This window comes from Aeromicrobium sp. HA, assembly GCF_027171405.1.
GTDB classification, from domain to species: Bacteria; Actinomycetota; Actinomycetes; order Propionibacteriales; family Nocardioidaceae; genus Aeromicrobium; species Aeromicrobium tamlense.
In genome coordinates this window covers 3,210,159-3,229,640 of record NZ_CP114372.1, presented here as the reverse complement: position 1 = coordinate 3,229,640, position 19,482 = coordinate 3,210,159, and the positions used below count along the sequence as shown (strand labels likewise).

Here is a 19,482-nt window from a genome sequence, read left to right as displayed (position 1 = left end):
CTTCCCGGGGCCCTCGTCGTTGGTTCGGTGATCAGTGCTTGAACGCGTCCTTCACGTTCTCGCCGGCCTGCTTGACGTCGGACTTGGCCTGGTCGCCCTTGCCCTCGGCCTCGAGGCGCTCGTTGTCGGTCGCCTTGCCGGTGGCCTCCTTGGCCTTGCCCTTGACGTCCTCGGCGGCGTTCTTCAGCTTGTCGTCAAGTCCCATGATCTCCACCTTCGCTCGGGGGTCTGTTCTTGTCTCCATGCCACCACGGACGCACGGTGTCCGCATCTTCAGAGGGACGCGCCACGCGTGTTGCGGGCAGGTGAAACCTCTGGCGTTCCAGTGACGCGCGCCACGTCCGTCGGACAGGATGAGCGGAACCTCCTCCGACGAAAGAGCATCGATGTCCCTCTCCCCACCCCTCGCCCGCCCCGCCAGGGCCGTCGCGGCCGCGTTCCTGAGCGGAGCCCTGTGCCTGGGCACGCTCGGCGCGACCGCCACGAGCGCCTCGGCAGCCGAGCCGGTCGCCGGCGCCCGCACCTCCGGCGACTCCCTGTTCCCGAACGTGGGCAACGGCGGCTACGACGTGAAGCACTACGACCTCGACATCGCCTGGACGCCGGGCGCGCCCGTCGCGACCGCGAGCACGATCGCCGCCACCGCGAAGATCACGGCGACCGCCGACGCGCCGCTGTCGGAGTTCTCGCTGGACTTCGAGGGCCTCACGGTCGAGTCGATCACCGTGAACGGCGCACCCGCCACGTGGACGCGCGACGTCGACGCCGCGGCCACGAAGTACAAGCTCATCATCACGCCGGCGACGCCCGTCGAGGGCGAGTTCACGACCGTGATCACGTACTCCGGCTCGCCCGTCACCCACATCGACCCCGACGGCTCGCGTGAGGGCTGGATCGCCGGCGACGACGGCGCCACCGCCGTGAACGAGCCCGTCGGCGCGATGACCTGGTACCCCGTCAACAACTCGCTGAAGGACAAGGCGAAGTACGACATCAAGCTGACGATCCCGCGGCTGATGGACGGCGAGACCATGGCCGCGGCCAGCAACGGCACGCTGCACTCCAAGACGCGCAACGGCGCCCTGGAGACCTGGCACTGGCGCCAGCCGAACCAGATGGTGCCCTACCTGTCGATGGTCTCGATCGGCAAGTACGAGGTGCGCGAGTCGGTGGTCGAGCTCGAGAGCGGCACGTACCGCGACTGGACGTTCCTCGACTCCGCGATGACGACGACCCAGCGGAACACGACGCTGGCGAGCCTGGCGCAGACGCAGGACATCATGCGCTGGATGGAGTCGAGGTTCGGCCCCTACCCGGGCGTGGCCACCGGCGCGGTCGTCGACCGCATCAACGTGGGCTACGCGCTGGAGACGCAGGACCGCTCGTTCTACCAGAACTCGGTCAGCCGCGGCACGCTCATCCACGAGATCGCCCACCAGTGGTTCGGCAACGCGGTGTCACCGACGGACTGGAGCGACCTGTGGCTCAACGAGGGCATGGGCGACTACGCCCCGCGGGCCTACAACCTCGCGAGCGGCACCACCACGACCACGCCCGAGACGGCCTACTTCAACTCGTGGAACGCCAGCGCCCCGACGTCGGCCCAGTGGCAGGTGCCGCTGGCCGGCTTCACCGACCCGGCCATCCTCTTCAACTACGTCTACGGGCGTGGCGGCATGACGTTCGAGGCGCTGCGCACCATCGTGGGCGACGAGGCGTGGTTCGAGATCCTGCGCACGTGGGTCGCGGAGAACAACGGCTCGGACGCCTCGACGGCCGACTTCGTCGCGCTCGCGAACCGGGTCTCCGGCAAGGACGTGCGACCGGTGCTGAACCCGTGGCTCTACGGCACGGTGAAGCCGGCGTGGCCGTCGAAGTGGAACCTGTCGGCGGCTGCCGACGCCACGGGCCCGGTCGCCGCGGGTGACACCGTCGTGCACACCCTGACGGCGCAGAACACGGGCAAGGTCGCCCTCGGCGGCCAGACCGTGACGGTCGACGTCGCCGACCTCGTCGACGACGCGCGCCTCGGCGCGCTCCCGGCGGAGCTGGCGAACCTCGGCGGCACGCTGCGGTGGACGATCCCGGCCACGGCGGCCGGCGCGTCCGCGACCGTCTCGTTCCCCGCCACCGTCAAGGAGTCCTCGTCCGGCGGCACCGTCGGCCTCACGACGAGCTCCAGCGCGCTGGGCTCGTTCTGCCTCACCTGCAGCGTCTCGACGGCGATCGCCGACCAGGACGACGCGTGGACGCTCGGCCTGTCGGCGGACCCGCTGCCGGGCGACGTCGAGACCGGTGACGAGATCACCTACAGCGTGGCCGCAAAGAACACGGCGGTCCACCCGCTGCGCGACGCGACGGCCGAGATCGACCTGTCCGACGTGCTGGACGACGCCTCCGTGGTCTCGCTGGGCGACGGGCTCGAGCTCGACGGCACGACGCTGCGCTGGTCCGTGCCCCGCGTCTCGAGCGGCCAGACCGCCCGCGCGGACTTCACGGTCCTGGTCGAGGCGGAGTCCGACGCGTCGTTGCGGATCTCCGCCGCACCCGGCACCGCCGGCGGCAGCGGTGAGCCCACGCTGACCCACACGGTCGGCCTCAAGCCGCTCGGTCCGGCCCCCGTGCCGGTCGTGAGCGGCACCGGACGCGTCGGCACGGTCCTGACGGCCTCGGCCGGCACGTGGCCCGCCGGTACGGCGCTGACGTACCAGTGGTCGGTCGGTGGCGCGCCCGTCGCCGGTGCCACCGGGTCGACCTACCGCCTCGCGCCGAAGGACGTGGGACGGGTCGTGACCGTCGCCGTCACCGGTGCGAAGGCCGGCTGGGCGCCCGTGACGAAGGCCAGCAAGCCGCTCAAGGTGGCCCCGGGGCTGCTGACGCGCACGCCGCGACCGTTCCAGAGCGGCCTGCCGAAGGTCGGCCGGACGCTGAAGTTCAACCCGGGCCGCTGGGACTCCGGTGTCACGCTGTCGTACCGCTGGTACCGCGGGAGCAAGGCCATCAAGGGCGCGACGAAGAGGTCGTACAAGCTCACGAAGGCGGACCGCGGCCAGCGGATCCGGGTCAAGGTCACGGCGCGCAAGACCGGCTACGCGACCGTCGTGAAGTACACGCCCCGCTCGGCGAAGGTCATCAAGTAGGTCCTGAGCCCGGCGTCACGAGCGCCCCGGTCCGCCACGGCGGGCCGGGGCGCTCTCGTCTGCCCCGCCCCACCCCTCCGTCCGTCCCCACGCAACCGGGGACACGGTGGACGAGTGGGGTTCCTTTTGTCACCTCCGGGGGGCGATCCCCGGTCGGTGACAGCAAACCCACGCAACCGGGGAACCTGCACCAGATCGGACCGCCGAGGCCGGACACACGACGAGGCCCCGGCAGCGGGTGCTGCCGGGGCCTCGTGTGACGGTGTCAGCGCAGGCGCACCGACTTCGAGCTCATGCTCGACCCGTAGTTGGCGTCACCGGAGTAGACGACCTTGACCCGCAGGCCCTGGCGCTTCTTCGGCGTCTTCACCGTGAAGGACGCCTTGCCGGTCGACGTGACGCGCACGGTCCGGGCCAGCTTGTAGCCGCCCTTCGCCTGCTTCACGTAGACCTTGACCGTGCCGGTCGGAGCGACCTTCGCGACGCCGCCACGGACGGCGAACTTGCCACGCAGGGTCTTCCCGGCCTTGACCGACGACTGCGCCGAGAGGCTGGTCGTCGTGGCCTTCTTCGTCACCGTGAGCATCGACGAGATGCCCACCCCGCCCTCGGTGAGGTCGGTGCCGTCGTAGGACGCGGCGACCGTGTAGCGACCCGGCTTCAGGGTGCCCGGCAGCGTGAGCGAGGCCGAGCCGTCCTTGGCCAGCGCGACCTTCTTCGTCACGGTGCCGTAGCGGAAGGTGACGTTGCCGCCGTCCGCGCCGCCGACGACCGCGGACAGCGTCGCGGCCTTGCCGAACACGGTGGTGGCGCTCGAGAGCGACATCACCAGGGTCGGCTTGCCCTTCACGAGGGTGAAGGTGACCGCACCGGACGTCGAGCCGGCGGTGACCCCGGTCTCGGCGAAGGTCGCCACGATCTCGTGCTTGCCGGCCTTGAAGCCCGGGACGTCGAGGGTGGCCACGCCGTCCACGACCTCCGCGGTGCCGAGCGAGCGGTCGCCGTCGAAGAACTCGACGCTGCCGGTGGTGTCGCCACCGCCGACCGTCGCCGAGAGCGTGACCGCCTCGTTGATCTGCGGCGCCTCGGGCGAGATCGACAGGGTCGTCGTGCTCGCGTCGAGGATGGCCACCGAGGTGGTGCCCGTACGGCCCGTGCCGCTGCCCGTGACCGTGACGTCCGCGGCACCGCGGGTGGCGGTCTCCGGGATCGTCACGGCGGCGCTGACGGCACCGGAGCCGTCGGCGACGGCGACGACCGGGTCGACCCCGGCGATCGTCACGGTGACGCCCTCACCGGAGCGGAAGCCGCCCGCCGTGACGGTGACCGACGAGCCCGGCTGGGGCTTGTCGTCGCTGACCGTGACGTCGGCCTTCTCGTCCTTCGCGGCCAGCTCGGCGCACGCGTCGCCCTGGACGCCCGCCGGCGGCAGCGCCGTCGCCGAGCCTGTCACGCCGTCGTCCTCGCGGACGATCATCCAGTCGAGGGCGTTCGTGCCCATGACCGCGCCGGCCGTGTTGATGACCGAGGCCTTCACCGACGTGGAGGCCGTCGTGCTGGCCAGCTGGTCGCCGAGCACCGGAGCGGTGACGACCTTGCAGGTCTCGCCCGGGGCGAAGGTGACCTTCTCCATCGCGATGCCCGCGCGGCCCGTGGCCGAGCCGAGCGCCGACACGTAGCCGGTGACCGGGATCGTGGCCGCCTCGTCGAGGTAGACCGCGATGTCTGCCGTGCCCGGCCCGTTGCCCTCGTCCACGACGGGGGCCTTCACGTTGAGCGTCGGCAGGGACTTGCTGTCGGCCGTGCCGACCGCCGAGCTCTCGAACGCGAGGTCCGACAGGAACACGCCGCCGGTGGCCAGCGCGTCCGGGCCTGCGAGGGCGCCGAAGCGGACCTCACGGATGTCCGAGACGTTCAGGCCCGCGTCCGCCAGCGTGGCGACCGGGAGGTCGACCTGCTGCAGCACGATCTTCTTCAGGATCGTGCTGGTCGAGGCGGGCAGTCGCGTGGTGGCCAGCGGGTTGAGGTCCGCGACGGGCGTCGTGAACGTCCGGCCCGCGTTGTCGACCACGGTCAGCGAGATCGCGGTGCTGGTGGCGACGGTGTCGTCCGCGGCGACCTTGAACGACAGGCGCTCGAGGTCCGCCGCGTTGCGCGCCTTCGCGGGGACGCTGACGCGCACCTCGCTGGGCGTCACGGTGGTGGTGCCGGTGCCGAGGGCCGTCCACGAGAACTTCGTGACCGGCGTCGCCGGGACGTTGCCGCCGTTGCTGGCGGGCGTCCAGTGCGGCAGCGCGCTGGTGCTGATCGTCGAGGGCGTGCAGGCCGGCAGCGGCTGCGACACCGTGCGACCCGCGGCGCTCGCGCAGACCGTGGCCGTGGCCGCGCCCTGGACGCGGACCAGCGAGCTGGTCTCCTCGAACGTCGTGATCGTCTGGCGTGCCGAGGCCGGAGCCGTCGACATGCTGCGGATGTCGGCCGAGCCGAGCACCTCGGGCACCTGGGCGGAGCCGTCGAACATGGGCAGGAACTGCTTCTCGTCACCCATCGTCAGGCGGAACCAGCCGGCCATGTAGGCGGTGCCGGCGTCGTACTGCGCGTCGGCGCTCAGCCGGATGTTCGTCTCCGAGCGGGGACCGCAGACGGCATCGGTCGAGGTCGCTCCCCAGTCGTCGGAGACGCTGTACGCGTACTTCCCGGGGGTCCAGACCGTGTTGTAGAAGTTGTGGTTCGCGCCCATCATCCACACGCCGCTGCGCAGCACGTCGTCGTCGAACGCGTAGCGCGAGTCGTCGAGCATGTGCTGGCCCTGCTGGTTCGAGACGTCGCCGTCGCAGTAGGGCAGGACCACGTTCATCGGCACGTTCGGCACCGTCATGCGCGCGAAGTCGACCGGCGCGAGCGGCAGGATCGACGTGATCTTCCACGGCTTCTCGAGGCCCTGGTTGAGCGTCGCGGCCGAGGTGACGCCCTCGCCGCCCCGCGAGTGGCCCATCATGCCGATGTTCGAGAAGTCGAAGCGACCCACGAAGTCGGCGGGGGCGAGACCCGCGGTGCCCTCGGTCAGGCCCGGCAGCGGGGCCTGGTTGGCGAGCGCCTGCTCGAGCGTGACGTCGGCGTCGGTCTGCTGGTCGTAGTAGTTGACCGCGGCGCCCTCGTTCGCCTTCTTGAGCATCGTGAGCGTGTCCAGCAGCAGCTGGCCGCGCGCCTGGGCGCCCTGGTCCAGCGCGAGCTGGTTGTCGTTGGAGTTGATCGCGTTGGCCGAGATCGACACGACCGCGTAGCCGTGGCTGGCCAGCGCGCGTGCCGTGCCGTCGTAGCCGGCGAAGCTCGGGATGTTGATCTGGTTCGGTCCACACGGCCAGCGGTTCGGGTTGGCGGTGCCGGTGGAGCACGAGGTGTGGCGGCCGTGCAGCAGCAGCACGACGGGGCGGGCGCCACCGGTCTTGGGCAGGTAGACCTTGCCCTGCAGCTCACCGCGGATGCCGCCGATCGCCGCGAGGGGGATCGACTGCGCGCCGAAGTTGTAGACGGCCTCGGTGTGCTCGAACTCGCCGAGCGACGCGGGGTTCGCGTCGAGGGCCTCGGGATCGGCCTCCGCGATCTCCTCGACGCTCGTGAGCTGGGCCGGGGCGCCGGAGGGCTTGCTGAACCAGCCCGCCTCGATGTCGTCGGCCTTGAGCACGGACGCGTCGGCGGTGAAGACGCTCAGGCTCTCGCCGTCGGCGGACTCCGTGGCGATGCCGATCGGCTCGCCGTCGACCTCGATGGTCGGGGCGTCGGAGACGACCGGCAGCTTCTTCGCCAGGTCGACCGTGACCAGGTAGCCGCCGGCGGCGCGCGAGACCGTCCAGTCGCTGCCGGAGGCCAGTTCGCCGTCGTCGGCGTGGGCGGGCACCGCAGCCAGTGGCAGCGCGAGCAGCGCTCCCACGGTGGCGAGCCGCCATCCTCGTTGTGTGAACACGTGATCCCTCTCGGGTGGGGGAGCTCGCAGGTGGGGAAGCGAGCGGGACCGTCCGAGTCTGGGAGGGCCTCGTTTCGCCGATGTGACGAGAAGCGCTCATCCAGATGTGCTGACGGCGTGTCACGTAACAAGTGCGCGACCGTGGGGAGCGCCCCCGGAAACGAGAGACCCCCGGCGACCTGGTGGTCGACCGGGGGTGTCTGGCGCGCCCGTAGGGATTCGAACCCCAAACCTTCTGATCCGTAGTCAGATGCTCTATCCGTTGAGCTACGGGCGCACGCCCTTGCGGGCCTCGACGAGTCTAGCGGGTGTTCCCTCGAGGTGCGAAATCGGGGCAACGGGCGGCCCGAAATCCCGTAAGTTGGCTTCGATGTCAGATTCCCCCCGCGTTCCGCAGCGCCGCGACGCCGTGGCGAACCGCGAGCGCATCATCGACACCGCCGAGGCCTACTTCGCCGCGAACGGCCTCGACGCGCCCCTGCACGGCCTCGCGGAGGCCGCGAAGGTGGGCACCGGCACGCTCTACCGCAACTTCGCCTCGCAGGAGGAGCTGTGGCGGGCCCTCTACGACCGGCACATCGCGATCTTCGACGAGATCGCGGAGCGCGCGATGGAGGCGTCGACGGGCTGGGAGGGCATCGAGCTCGTGGTCGACGAGGCCACCCAGGTGATGATCGACCGGCGCATCGTCGCCGAGGTGATGCGTCGTCAGGCGATCAACGACCCGGACTACCGGCCCACCGACCGGTGGGTGGGCACGCTGGCGATCCTCGTGCAGCGTGCGGTCGCCGAGGGCTCGGCGCGCGACGACCTCGCGGTGGCCGACCTCAGCGCCGCGCCGCTGATGCTCGGGGCGGTCCACACGGCCGCGCCGGAGAACCGCGAGTGGCTCGCGCGCCGCATGCGCACGCTGCTGCTGGACGGGATGCGGGCCCATCCGCACGAGCCCACGCCGCTCGCCGAGCTGCCGCCGGACTTCTACGAGCGCGGTGCCTCGATCGTCAAGCGCACGACCTGATTCGGCGGCTGGGGGTCGGGGTGGGTATCCTGATCCGGTTGTCTGGAGATGTCGCATAGTGGCCTAGTGCGCCCGCCTGCTAAGCGGGTTGAGGTTTAAACCTCTCGCGGGTTCAAATCCCGCCATCTCCGCCATGGGGAAGTGGGAGCAGGCTCAGCCTGCTCCCACTTTCGCTTCTCCGGAGGTCTCAGAGCCCTTCGGTGGGGTCGAACCGTCGGTAGCCGTTGGCGGTGTTGAGCCGGTCGTAGACCTCGCGGACGAGCTCGGCCCGGCGCGTGCGGTCGACGAGGCTCAGCGGGAACGCGGTGATCGCGCCGGTGCCGTCGGTGAAGCGCAGCAGGCCCTCACTGATCTCGACCGACTCGACTTGCTTCCACGTGACGTCGCCGTGGCGCCCGCGGGCGCGGAACCCGGCCTGGTCGAGGGTCAGCACGACCGGCGGCCGCAGGTTCATCACGGCGGCCACGAGGAGCGCGATCACGGCCACGCCGGCGGCGAGGACGGTCACGGTGGTGCGCAGGGCGCTGTCGGTCCCGGTCAGGAACGCGACCAGCACGCCCACGGCAGCGACGATGAAGCACACCCCCGCGAGCACCATGAGGTGCGCGCGATCGAGTCGGTAACGGTTCACGCAGAGGGGACGGGATTCGAACCCGTGGCTGACATCTCTGCCAGCGACCGCTTTCAAGGCGGTTCCGATCGGCCACTCCGGCACCCCTCCAGGCCGTCGCCGAAGCGGCGGGACCTGCGTCGATTCTCGCATTCCGCACGCACAGCGCCCCGACGCGGCACCCCTGCCCACTTTTGGAACGCTCTGCACCCTTTCGGCCGCGGAAAGGGTGCAACCCGTTCCAGAAGTGGAGAGGGGCGAGCGGTAGCGGGTCAGCGCAGGGGCGAGAGGCGCCCGGGCTCGGTGCGCTCGGCGTGCTGCACGGCGCGCGCGGAGCGGCGCGACTGCGGCCGGAAGAACACGGCCCGGATCACGAGGCCGATGACCAGGCCGATGGCCGCGCTGTAGAGCGTGGAGAGCGCGAAGTACGACGGGTAGGCGCGCGGGTCGATGAGCGAGTTCGCGACGATCACGGTGCCGACGACGGCGAAGACGCACACCCACCAGCCCTCGCGGTAGCGCGAGCGCATCGAGACGCCCACGATGAGCGCGGGGAAGCCGATGAGGAACTCGTAGGGCCGCGGCACGCCGCCGATGTTCTGGCGCAGCCACACGATCGTGTCGTCCAGCAGGTTGGTCAGAGCGGGCGATCCGGCGGTGCGCACGAAGCTGCCGTAGAAGAAGAGCCCGACCGCGATGACGGCCACGACCACGAGCAGCTTGAGGTGGCGGCGGCCGAAGCCGTGCAGGCTGGAGCCGAGGCGCCACACGATCGAGACGGCCAGCGTCACCGACACGGCCATGACCATGAGGCCGAAGGGCCGCACGTCGACCGAGGCGTTCCACGCCGCGACGCCCACGGCGCCGCTGACGGACAGGACCAGCATCACGGCGTACTCGCGCAGCACCTGCAGCACGTTCGCGGCGGGACGCGTGAAGACCACGGCGGTCACTGCCGAGAGCACCGCCGTCGCACCGGCTGCCGCGGCGAGCAGCGAGTTGAGGTCGGTGAGCACCGCGGCCGCCGCCAGCAGCGCCGACAGCGTCACCCAGATGCGCATGTAGCCGCCGACCCGGTGGGTCAGGATCACGGCGAACACCACGAGCAGCGCGGCGGCGGAGGGCCGCCAGAGCCACGAGGGAGCACCGACGTCGGAGATCGACGTGGCCGCGCCGAGGGTGCTCGCGAGCCAGACCAGGAAGGTGCCGAGCATCAGCAGGCGCGCCCAACGGGGTGACGCGACTCGTGGCTCACGGGTCGCGACCTCGTACGGGGTCGGGACCGACGTGTCCAGTCGTCGTCGGCCCGGCGTGGCGGTCGTCACTGCGTCTACATCCTCCGGTTGGCAAGCGACGGGTTCACGTCGCGAGAGTGCTGCACGGCGTCCACCGCGATCTGCGCGGTGATGAGCTCGTCCCCCCCGGCGGCCTCCTCCACGATAGTTCCCCACGGATCGGCGACCAAGGAATGACCGCTGTAACGCTCGCCGCCCTGGCCCGCCGCGGCCACCCAGACGGTGTTCTCGATGGCCCGTGCGCGCAGCAGCGTGCGCCAGTGGTCGACCTTGTGCTCACCTGCGACCCACGCGGCCGGCACGACGAACGCGTCGGCCCCGGCGTCGACCAGACGGCGCGCGAGCTCGGGGAACCGCAGGTCGTAGCAGGTCATGAGGCCGACCGTGAGGTCCTCGACGGTGACCGTGACGGGCTCGATCTCGCCGGCGCGCAGGCGATCGGACTCGCGGTAGCCGAAGGAGTCGTAGAGGTGGATCTTGCGGTAGGTCGCGGCGAGGTCGCCGTCGGGACCGACCACGACGAGCGTGTTGAACGGCAGTCCGTCGGTGCGCTCGAACATGCCTGCGACGATCGTCGAGCCGAGGCGCCGCGCCTCGCGCGCGAGGAGGTCCACGAACGGCCCGTCGAGCGGCTCGGCGACGGCCGCGAGGTCGTGGTCGGGGGCGCCGAAGTCGTGCATCGCGCCCTCGGGCAGCACGACGAGCCCGCCGCCCTCGACGTCGCGGAGCCGCGCCGCCACCTGGTCGCGGTTGGCGGCCGAGTCGAGGGTCGCGGCTAGTTGCACGAGCGTCACCTGCATGTGGACCAGTGTGCCGGTCACTACGGTGGTTCACATGCGAGCCGTCATCGTCGAAGAGCCCGGGGGCCCCGAGAGCCTCCACGTCGCCGAGCTTCCCGACCCCGAGCCGGGGCCGGGCGAGGTCGTGATCGCCGTGGCCGCCGCCGGCGTCAACCGCGCCGACCTGCTGCAGCGAGAGGGCCACTACCCGCCGCCGCCCGGCACCACCGACGTCATCGGCCTCGAGTGCTCGGGTGTCGTCCACGGGATCGGCGAGGGCGTCACGGGCCTCTCCGTCGGCGACGAGGTCTGCGCGCTGCTCAGCGGCGGCGGCTACGCCGAGCGTGTGGTCGTGCCGGCCGGTCAGGTGGTGCCGGTGCCCGCGGGCGTCGACCTCACGACCGCGGCCGCGATCTCCGAGACCTACGCCACCGTCTGGTCGAACGTCTTCATGCTCGCCGGCCTGCGCGAGGGCCAGAAGGTGCTCGTGCACGGCGGCGCCAGCGGCATCGGCACCACCGCGATCCAGCTGGCCAAGGCCTTCGGCGCCACCGTCGTCACCACGGTCGGCAGTGCCGAGAAGGCCGAGGTCGTGCGCGGCCTCGGCGCCGACGCGGTCGTGAACTACCGCGAGGACGACTTCGCCGAGACCTGCCAGGACCTCGGCGGCGTCGACGTCGTGCTCGACATCATCGGCGGCAAGTACCTCGCCCAGAACGTCGCCTCCCTCGCCCGCGGCGGCCGCATCGTCGTGATCGGCATGCAGGGCGGCCGCAAGGGAGAGCTCAACCTCGGCGCCCTGCTGGCGAAGCAGGGGAGCGTCTCGGCGACGTCCCTGCGCTTCCGCCCGGTGGAGGAGAAGGCCGCGATCATGACCGAGCTCGTCGAGAAGGTCTGGCCGCTCATCGAGGACGGCACGTTGGGCCCCGTGGTGCACGAGACCGTGCCGCTGGCGCGGGTCGCCGACGCCCACCGGATCCTCGAGGAGTCCTCGCACGTGGGCAAGGTCGTCCTCGACATGGGCGCCTGAGCCCGCAGCGCCGTGCGAGGCACCTCGGCCTAGGCTGGAGCGCATGACCGACGACCGGATCATCGACCCCCAGGGCCAGCCCGTGGCCTCCTCCGAGCCCGCGCGCACGCCGCTGACCGACCTGGTCGAGCAGCCCGCGAAGGTCATGCGCATCGGCGGCATGATCCGCCAGCTGCTCGAGGAGGTGAAGTCCGCGCCGCTCGACGACGCGAGCCGGGCCCGCCTGCGCGAGATCCACCACCAGTCGATCGACGAGCTGAAGGACGGTCTCGCGCCCGAGCTCGTCGACGAGCTCGAGCGGCTCAGCCTGCCGTTCGACGCCGAGTCGCCGAGCGACGCCGAGCTGCGCGTCGCCCAGGCCCAGCTGGTGGGCTGGCTCGAGGGTCTCTTCCACGGCATCCAGGCCGCCCTCTACGCCCAGCAGGTGCAGGCGCAGAACCAGCTGCAGAACATGCGTCTGGCCCTCCCGGGGGCCGGCGGCGAGGATGGTACCTCGGACGATCGCGTCACACCTTCCGAAACCGGGGGAATGTACCTCTAGACTGGTGTCATTCGCATGATCGGAGATGGCAATGAGGCCGACACTCCCGCCGTGTGCCATGGCACCCGAGATGTACCAGGACGAGATCCTGCTGTCCCCGCCCGCTCGACGCGACGTCTCGGTCGAGCAGTGGCGTGACTACGTGACCAAGCGCGCTGCCGCCCACCGCCGATGTGCGGGCTGCAGCGTCCTCGACGACTGCCTCTACCGGGCCGTGGTCGACGTCGACGTGTCGGGCTTCGTCGCCTGCACCAGCGAGGCCGAGCGCCGCACCATGCGCCGCGATCTCGGCATCGAGGTGCGGGTCGACTCCAGCCCCTACGGCACGGCGCGCGTCGGGGGCGGTCCCGTCGACCACGCCGAGGTGATCGGCGCTCGCAAGGCGCACCCCGACGAGACCTGTCGCGAGCTGGCGCAGCGGCTCGGCTGCTCGACCTCCACGGTCAAGCGTCACCTGCGCCAGGAGCGCGAGGGACGCGCGGCGGCGGTCACCACGATCGCCAAGCCGTCGATGGGCGAGGTGCTCGACTCGTTCGACCGCCTCGACACCTCGCGTCGGGTCTGATCAGAACCGCCGGTCCACCTGCACCCGCTCCGGCGTGTGCAGGCGGACCATGGTGCGCCCGACCGTGGCCGGGACGCGCGACCGGGTGGCCAGCGAGATGCCCACCATGAGGCCGAAGCCCACGGGCACCGACCACACGGCCGGCTGGCTCATGAGCGTGCCCCACCAGCCCTCGACGTCGAGGGCGAGCGTGACGAAGGGCGCCGCGCCCGCGCAGATGCCGCCGCCGATGAGGCCCGCGATCGCCCCGGCCGACGTCAGTCCGCGCCACCAGATGCCCAGCACGAGCAGCGGGCAGAAGGTGGAGGCCGCCAGCGCGAACGCGAACACCACCGAGCTGGCCACGGGGATCGGCTCGGCGACGAAGGCCAGCACGAGCGGCACCGCCACGCACACGGCGGCGGCGATCCGCAGCGCCGCGATGGACGAGAGCCGGCTGCCCCATGGCGCGTGGTTGCTCAGGCCCTGACCCACCACGCCCGCGAGCGCCATCGTCACGCCGGACGAGGTCGACAGGAACGCCGCGAAGGCGCCGGCGGTGACGAGCGCCGTCAGCAGCTCCCCGGCGGTCCCCGCGATCACGCGGCTCGGCAGCTCGAGCGCCACCGTGTCGGCGCGGCCGGCGGCGATGAGGTCGGACGCGTAGACCCGCCCGAGCACGCCGTAGAACGTCGGGAGCAGGTAGAACGCCGAGACGAGGCCGAGCACGATCAGGGTGGTCCGCCGCGCGGCGTGCCCGTCGGGGTTCGTGTAGAACCGCACCACCACGTGCGGCAGGCCCATCGTGCCGAGGAACGTCGCGACGATCACGGCGTACGTGGAGTACACGGTCTGCGGGTTGGCGTCGCCGAGGGGGATCCACCAGTCGCTGCCGGCTTGCGCGGCCGGCTGGCCGTCGCGCGACCACGCCAGCAGCAGGAACATGAGCGGCACCAGCAGGGCCGTCAGCTTGAGCCAGTACTGGAACGCCTGCACGAAGGTGATCGACCGCATGCCGCCCAGCACCACGTTGAGGGTCACGATGATCGCGACGAGCACGGTGCCCACCCACCGGGGAGCGTCGAGGACGGCCTCGAGGGTCAGGCCCGCGCCCTGGAACTGCGGCAGCAGGTACAGCCAGCCGACCGCCACGACGAGAGCGGTGCAGACGCGCCGCACCGCCACCGACTGCAGGCGCACCTGGGCGAAGTCGGGGATCGTGTAGGCGCCCGAGCGGCGCAGGGGAGCCGCCACGAACACCAGCAGGAGCAGGTAGCCGGCCGTCCAGCCGATCGGGTACCAGAGCATGTCGGCGCCGTAGACGAGCACGAGGCCGGCGATGCCGAGGTAGGAGGCCGCCGACAGGTACTCGCCGCTGATCGCCGAGCCGTTCAGGGCCGGGGAGACCGACCGGGAGGCCACGTAGAAGTCACTCGTCGTGCGGCTGATCCGCAGGCCGAACGCCCCGATCGCGAGGGTCGCGATCGAGACGAGGGAGACGGCGACGATGCCCCAGGTCGGGCTCATGGTCGGGTGTCGTCCGGCTCGACCAGCAGGGTGAACAGGCGCTCCGCGCGCTCGACGTGGCGCACATAGAGCCAGCCCAGCACGATGACGCCCGCGTGCACGCCACCGCCCAGGACGAGCCACGGCAGCGGGATGCCCAGGACGCGCAGGTCGTTCAGGCCCGGCACCCACGAGAACACGAGCGGCAGGCTGACGACCGTGAGCAGGAGCGTGATCGCCACGGTCATCGCGGCGCGCAGCTGCGACCGGATGAGCGACTGCATGTAGACCTCGCCGACCCCGGTGGCCTCGTCGATCTCCTGACCCACCGTGCTGCGCACGTGCGCGGGCGCCGTGGAGAGGGGGCTGGTGATGCGGACCCGGCCGGACGGCTCGGGCAGGGCCTGGTCGGTCACGGGGTGTGCTCGCCGATCAGCTCGCGCAGCGCCCGCGTGTGGCGGCGGGCGACCTGCAGCTCGAGCGTGTTCCCGCCCGCGGCCGGAACGACGACGCTGGCGCGGCCCGACGACATGCGGACCTCGAGGATGTGGGCGCGGTTCACCACGAGGCTGCGGTGGATGCGCAGGAAGCCGGCGTCGGCCCAGTCGTCGGCGAGGGAGCCGAGGGGCGTGCGGATGAGGTGGCTCGAGCCCTCCAGGGTGTGCAGCCGGACGTAGTCGCCCTGCGCCTCGGCGTGGGTGACCTTCGACCGCGAGACGAAGCGCGTGACGCCCGCCAGCTCGACGGCGATCGTGTCGTCGGACTCGGTGCCGCCGTGGTCGGAGTCGGCCACGGCCCGGCGCACGCTCTCGCGCAGGCGCTCCTCGCGGATCGGCTTGAGCAGGTAGTCCACGGCGTTGAGGTCGAACGCCTCCACGGCGTGCGCGTCGTGCGCGGTCACGAAGATGATCTGCGGCGGCGTCTTGAACTTGCCCAGCAGGCGCGCGATGTCGATGCCGGTCAGTCCGGGCATGGCGATGTCGAGGAACAGCAGGTCGATGTCACCGGCGTCGAGGCGACGCAGCGCCTCGGTGCCGGACCGAGCCGTGTCGATCGTGCCGATCCGGTCGTCGCGGCCGAGCAGCCAGACCAGCTCGTCCAGCACCGGTTGCTCGTCGTCGACCACCAGCGTCCGCAGTGCGCGCGCCATGGGAGTGAGCCTAGTCACTGTCGAGGGATGCGGCGTCGAACCGGGTCAGTCGAGGACGCCGCGGGCGTGCAGCGCGTCGCCGGTGTCGCGGGCGCGCGCGACCACGCGCAGCACCAGCGGGATCGTGCGGGCGCGGATGCTGCGCTCGAGCCCGCGCGCCCGGGCCGCGTCGCGCGTCTCGGCCGCCAGCTCGATCGTGCCGGGCAGTGCACGCAGCATGAGCGAGAACGTGAGGCCGACGCGGTCGGGGTCGACGCCGAGGCGGCGGAAGGGCCGCAGGCTGCGCACGATCGTGTCGAGCAGGTCGTTGACGGCGGTCGTGGCCGTCAGGACGGTCGCGGCCAAGATGAGCGCGGTCAGGTCGGCGACCACCTCGACCGCCCGCGGCCACCCGTTCTGCCACGCGTTGAAGGCCAGCAGGAGCACCGCGACGATCAGGAAGGGCCGCAGCGCCCGCAGCAGGGATCGGGGCGAGAGGCTGCCGAGCGCGGCGAGGACGAGGGCGAGCGCGACGAACGCGACGCCTGTCCAGGGGCCCTTCGCGACGAGCACGGCCACGGCGAGCAGGAACAGTCCCGCCAGCTTCGGGCCGGGCGTCAGCCGGTGCAGCGGCGACGTCCCCGGCTGGTAGACCCCGAGCGGAGAGCTCATGACACGAGAGCCCGGTAGTGGTCGACGGCGGTCGCGGCGGGCCCGTCGAACGCGACGCGTCCGGCGTGCACCACCAGCGCGCGGTCGCACCGTGCGGCGAGGTCGAGGTCGTGGGTCACCAGGACGACCTGCTGGGGCAGACCGAGCAGCACGTCGCCGACGCGGCGGGTGTTCGCGAGGTCGAGCAGCGTGGTCGGCTCGTCGGCGACCAGGACGTCGGGATCGGTGGCCAGCACCGTCGCGATCGCGAGCAGCTGCCGCTGCCCGCCCGAGAGCGCGTGCACGCTGCGCTCGGCCAGGTCGGCGAGGCCGAACCGCTCGAGCACGGCGAGGACGGCCGCCGCCCGCTCGGCCTTGTCGCGGTGCCTCTTGCGCAGCGACAGGGCGACGTCCTCCGCGACGGTGGGCATCACCAGCTGCGCCGCCGGGTCGGTGAACACGAAGCCGACGCGACGGCGGACCTCGCGACCGTGCCGGCGCGTGTCGAGCCCGTCGACCAGGACCTGGCCGCTCGTGGGCTCGACGAGGCCGTTCACCAGTCGCGCGAGGGTGGACTTGCCCGAGCCGTTCGAGCCGACGATGGCGATGCGACCCTCCTCGAGCCGGAGGCTGGTGGGCTCGAGCCGTCCCTCGACGGCGGCCTCGGCGAGCTCGATCACTTCCGGCGGGCCGGCAGCAGGTCCGGGAAGGCGCGGTGGACGGCGGTGGCGACCGTGGCCATCGCGAGGTTCTTGATGACGTCGCCGGGCCAGAAGGCCAGGTCGATCTTGGCCGCCGCCGCGAGGCTCATGTCGGCGCGCCAGGCCAGTCCGAGGATGCCGAGCGTGTGGATCAGCAGAGCGCTGGAGAACAGGCCCGCGGCGAAGATCAGCGGAATGCTCGTGGCGACCTTCTCGCGCGGGAGGCGCTCGACGATGAACCCGCACAGCGCGGCCGCGAGCGGGAAGCCGATGAGGTATCCGGCGGTGGGGCCGGCGAAGACGGCCAGGCCGGCGGCGCCGCCGGAGAACACCGGGACGCCCGCGGCGCCGACCGCGAGGTAGAGCAGGACGGCCAGGAAGCCGCGCTTCGCGCCGAGGACGGCACCGGAGAGCAGCACGGCGAACGTCTGCAGCGTGATCGGCACGAGGCCTGCGCCCACGTTGATGGCCGGGAGCAGCGCGCAGACGGCGATCAGCGCGGCGAAGGCGGCGATCAGTGCGAGGTCGGTGGAGGTGAGGCGACGGCTCGCCGAGGTGGTCGTGGTCATGAGGTCTCCTGAACGGTGTTCACCTGAACGGTGTTCAGGCTAGCCGATAGGATGCCGACATGGCCAACACCCTCGACGACGTCGTCTCCGGGGCCCTGCGCGTGCTCGACGCCTACGGGCTCGAGTTCTGCTCGATGCGTCGCGTCGCCGGCGAGCTCGGGGTGCAGCCCAGCGCGCTCTACCACCACGTGCCGGACAAGCAGACGCTCCTGGCGCTGATGGCCGACCGGATCGTCGCGAACGTCGAGGTCGGCGACGATCCCGCCAAGGCTGCCCACGCGCTGCGCGAGGCGCTGCTGTCCACCCGCGACGGGGCCGACGTCGTGGCCACCGCCTCGGCCTTCCGGCTGGGCGACTCGCGCATCGAGACCGAGCTGGCGGCGCTGACCTCGCCCGACGTCGCGCGCACCCTGCTGCTCTACGTCTTCGGCCACACCCAGGCCACCCAGATGCACCGCCAGGCCGCGCAGATCGGCATCCTCGCCGAGGATCCCGACCTCGATGCGTCGTTCGCGCGCGGCCTCGACCTCATCCTGCGCTGACGCGTCTCCCGGCACCCCGTGGCGTCGCGTGGACGCCCTGTCGTACTCTTTCGGGAATGACATTCATTCTCAACAAGGAGCGACGATGACGAGATGGCGACACGTCCGCCTGGCGGTGGCGGCCCTGGTGGCGGGGTCGGCGCTGGCCGCGTGCGGTGAGACGGCGAGCGAGTCCGGGCACGACGACGACCACGGTGGTGCCGAGGTCTCCGGACCCCGGCTCGTGGTGACGACCGACGACGGGCTGCTCGTGCTGGAGCGCGACACCCTCGAGCCGGTGAAGACGCTGCCCGCCGAGGGGTTCGTGCGGGTCAACGCCGCCGGCGACGCACGGCACGTGTTCGTGTCGACCGAGGAGGGCTTCCGCCTGCTCGACACAGGCGTCGAGGCCGAGGCGCACGGCGACCACGCGCACTACCGGACGAAGGGCGAGCCCGCGTTCGGGGAGACCTACGAGGCCGCGGAGCCGGGCCACGTCACCATCAGCGACGGCCGCACCGTGCTGTTCGGCGACGGGGACGGCTCGATCCGCGTCCTGGACTCCGAGGACCCCACGAAGGTGGTGGAGACCACCGAGACCCCCGATCCGCACCACGGCGTGGCGGTGAACCTCGGCGGCGACCTCATGCACACCGAGGGCACCGCGGACGCCCGCTCGACCGTCGTTCTGCGCGATGGCGTCGACGGTGACGAGGAGGCCCGCACGGACGACTGCCCCGGTGTCCACGGCGAGGCGACGGCGGCCGACGGCCGTGCGGTCGTCGGCTGCGAGGACGGTGTCGTCGTGGTGGACCACGGCACGATCACCAAGGTGTCGAGCCCTGACGCGTACGGCCGCATCGGCAACCAGGCGGGAAGCCCGGAGTCGTCGGTCGTCCTCGGCGACTACAAGGTCGACGCCGACGCCGAGCTGGAGCGCCCCGAGCGCATCAGCCTGATCGACACCGAGACTGCGAAGCTGCGCCTCGTGGACCTCGGCACCAGCTACACGTTCCGGTCGCTCGGCCGCGGCCCGGCGGGCGAGGCGCTCGTGCTGGGCACGGACGGCGCCCTGCACGTGATCGACCCCGTGACGGGCAAGGTCGCCGACCGCATCGTCGTGATCGACCCGTGGCAGGAGCCCCTCGACTGGCAGCGTCCGCGGCCGACCCTCGAGGTCGACGGCGACACCGCGTGGGTCACCGAGCCCGGCGCGTCCACGGTGCACGAGGTCGACCTCGCCGCCGGCCGGGTCACCCGCAGCGTCGAGCTGCCCGGCGTCCCGAACGAGATCGTCTCGGCCGGCGCGCACTGACGCGGGCCCCTTGAGTGAGCGGTCAGCTGTCAACCCTTCCCGGGGAGACCCGGTGCGTCATCAACGTCATGCGGTGGTGATGAGGTTGACGGCTGACCGCTTGGCCAGAATCCACAGGGGGGCAAGGGCTGAGCTCGCAGTCCACAGGGAGCCGCCGGAACAGCGGCTG

Annotated in this window: 18 protein-coding genes and 3 tRNA genes; 8 read left to right on the top strand and 13 right to left on the bottom strand. The window is 71.6% G+C overall.

Annotation, left to right across the window (positions count from 1 at the left end; genetic code table 11):
- Window positions 1–31: 31 nt before the first annotated feature.
- The gene (locus O3S82_RS16020) at window positions 32–205 is read right to left on the bottom strand and encodes a CsbD family protein (protein WP_179427638.1); all 174 of its coding nucleotides are present in this window, start codon (window positions 203–205) and stop codon (window positions 32–34) included.
- A gap of 181 nt (window positions 206–386) precedes the next feature.
- Between O3S82_RS16020 and O3S82_RS16015 the strand changes: the two genes are divergently transcribed.
- Entirely contained in the window at window positions 387–3,140 is a 2,754-nt protein-coding gene (locus tag O3S82_RS16015) for a M1 family aminopeptidase (RefSeq protein ID WP_269304155.1), read from the top strand.
- 265 nt (window positions 3,141–3,405) lie between these two features.
- Here O3S82_RS16015 and O3S82_RS16010 read toward each other — a convergent pair whose 3' ends face one another.
- Together O3S82_RS16010 and O3S82_RS16005 are read right to left on the bottom strand one after the other, a co-directional pair.
- Window positions 3,406–7,104 carry an Ig-like domain repeat protein gene (locus tag O3S82_RS16010; protein WP_269304153.1) on the bottom strand — a complete coding sequence of 1,233 codons (3,699 nt, stop codon included), beginning with the start codon at window positions 7,102–7,104 and terminating at the stop codon, window positions 3,406–3,408.
- A gap of 201 nt (window positions 7,105–7,305) precedes the next feature.
- Window positions 7,306–7,381 (bottom strand) — tRNA-Arg (locus O3S82_RS16005).
- Window positions 7,382–7,474: 93 nt separating this feature from the next.
- On the opposite strand from O3S82_RS16005, the gene O3S82_RS16000 reads away from it, so the two are divergent.
- Together O3S82_RS16000 and O3S82_RS15995 are read left to right on the top strand one after the other, a co-directional pair.
- Window positions 7,475–8,122: a TetR/AcrR family transcriptional regulator gene (locus O3S82_RS16000; RefSeq protein WP_179427644.1), complete on the top strand. Its 648-nt coding sequence runs from the start codon at window positions 7,475–7,477 to the stop codon at window positions 8,120–8,122.
- Window positions 8,123–8,166: 44 nt separating this feature from the next.
- Window positions 8,167–8,256: transfer RNA gene (locus O3S82_RS15995), tRNA-Ser, on the top strand.
- Between the two features lie 53 nt (window positions 8,257–8,309).
- Here O3S82_RS15995 and O3S82_RS15990 read toward each other — a convergent pair.
- The 4 genes from O3S82_RS15990 to O3S82_RS15975 all read right to left on the bottom strand — a co-directional run bounded on the left by O3S82_RS15990 (window position 8,310) and on the right by O3S82_RS15975 (window position 10,827).
- The gene (locus O3S82_RS15990; RefSeq protein ID WP_269304150.1) at window positions 8,310–8,753 is read right to left on the bottom strand and encodes a hypothetical protein; all 444 of its coding nucleotides are present in this window, start codon (window positions 8,751–8,753) and stop codon (window positions 8,310–8,312) included.
- A gap of 1 nt (window position 8,754) precedes the next feature.
- Window positions 8,755–8,843 (bottom strand) — tRNA-Ser (locus O3S82_RS15985).
- A 161-nt stretch (window positions 8,844–9,004) separates the two neighbouring features.
- Entirely contained in the window at window positions 9,005–10,057 is a 1,053-nt protein-coding gene (locus tag O3S82_RS15980) for a hypothetical protein (RefSeq protein WP_179427648.1), read from the bottom strand.
- Between the two features lie 5 nt (window positions 10,058–10,062).
- Window positions 10,063–10,827, bottom strand: coding sequence for a carbon-nitrogen hydrolase family protein (locus O3S82_RS15975; RefSeq protein ID WP_269304148.1), 765 nt, complete (start codon window positions 10,825–10,827; stop codon window positions 10,063–10,065).
- Between the two features lie 34 nt (window positions 10,828–10,861).
- Here O3S82_RS15975 and O3S82_RS15970 point away from each other — a divergent pair, with 34 nt between their 5' ends.
- The 3 genes from O3S82_RS15970 to O3S82_RS15960 are packed head-to-tail and all read left to right on the top strand — an operon-like array spanning window position 10,862 to window position 12,942.
- A complete protein-coding gene (locus O3S82_RS15970) occupies window positions 10,862–11,836 on the top strand; it encodes an NAD(P)H-quinone oxidoreductase (protein WP_269304146.1) in 975 nt (324 codons plus the stop codon).
- A 43-nt stretch (window positions 11,837–11,879) separates the two neighbouring features.
- The gene (locus O3S82_RS15965) at window positions 11,880–12,377 is read left to right on the top strand and encodes a bacterial proteasome activator family protein (protein ID WP_179427654.1); all 498 of its coding nucleotides are present in this window, start codon (window positions 11,880–11,882) and stop codon (window positions 12,375–12,377) included.
- Between the two features lie 58 nt (window positions 12,378–12,435).
- Entirely contained in the window at window positions 12,436–12,942 is a 507-nt protein-coding gene (locus O3S82_RS15960; RefSeq protein ID WP_269304144.1) for a winged helix-turn-helix domain-containing protein, read from the top strand.
- Here O3S82_RS15960 and O3S82_RS15955 read toward each other — a convergent pair whose 3' ends face one another.
- The 6 genes from O3S82_RS15955 to O3S82_RS15930 are packed head-to-tail and all read right to left on the bottom strand — an operon-like array spanning window position 12,943 to window position 17,477.
- Window positions 12,943–14,448, bottom strand: a complete 1,506-nt coding sequence (locus tag O3S82_RS15955) for a sodium/solute symporter (protein WP_269304142.1) — start codon at window positions 14,446–14,448, stop codon at window positions 12,943–12,945.
- The gene (locus O3S82_RS15950) at window positions 14,445–14,843 is read right to left on the bottom strand and encodes a hypothetical protein (RefSeq protein ID WP_269304141.1); all 399 of its coding nucleotides are present in this window, start codon (window positions 14,841–14,843) and stop codon (window positions 14,445–14,447) included. The genes O3S82_RS15955 and O3S82_RS15950 overlap by 4 nt, the downstream gene beginning before the upstream one ends.
- Window positions 14,840–15,577 (bottom strand): LytR/AlgR family response regulator transcription factor, encoded by a 738-nt coding sequence (locus O3S82_RS15945; RefSeq protein ID WP_179427662.1) that lies wholly within the window; start codon window positions 15,575–15,577, stop codon window positions 14,840–14,842. The genes O3S82_RS15950 and O3S82_RS15945 overlap by 4 nt, the downstream gene beginning before the upstream one ends.
- A gap of 45 nt (window positions 15,578–15,622) precedes the next feature.
- Window positions 15,623–16,228, bottom strand: a complete 606-nt coding sequence (locus O3S82_RS15940; protein ID WP_269304138.1) for an energy-coupling factor transporter transmembrane component T family protein — start codon at window positions 16,226–16,228, stop codon at window positions 15,623–15,625.
- Window positions 16,225–16,887 (bottom strand): energy-coupling factor ABC transporter ATP-binding protein, encoded by a 663-nt coding sequence (locus O3S82_RS15935; RefSeq protein WP_269304136.1) that lies wholly within the window; start codon window positions 16,885–16,887, stop codon window positions 16,225–16,227. The genes O3S82_RS15940 and O3S82_RS15935 overlap by 4 nt, the downstream gene beginning before the upstream one ends.
- Window positions 16,884–17,477, bottom strand: a complete 594-nt coding sequence (locus tag O3S82_RS15930; RefSeq protein ID WP_269304134.1) for a biotin transporter BioY — start codon at window positions 17,475–17,477, stop codon at window positions 16,884–16,886. The genes O3S82_RS15935 and O3S82_RS15930 overlap by 4 nt, the downstream gene beginning before the upstream one ends.
- A 59-nt stretch (window positions 17,478–17,536) precedes the next feature.
- Here O3S82_RS15930 and O3S82_RS15925 point away from each other — a divergent pair, with 59 nt between their 5' ends.
- Together O3S82_RS15925 and O3S82_RS15920 are read left to right on the top strand one after the other, a co-directional pair.
- Window positions 17,537–18,019, top strand: a complete 483-nt coding sequence (locus O3S82_RS15925) for a TetR family transcriptional regulator (protein ID WP_179427670.1) — start codon at window positions 17,537–17,539, stop codon at window positions 18,017–18,019.
- 85 nt (window positions 18,020–18,104) lie between these two features.
- A complete protein-coding gene (locus O3S82_RS15920) occupies window positions 18,105–19,313 on the top strand; it encodes a hypothetical protein (RefSeq protein WP_269304131.1) in 1,209 nt (402 codons plus the stop codon).
- Window positions 19,314–19,482 lie beyond the last annotated feature (169 nt).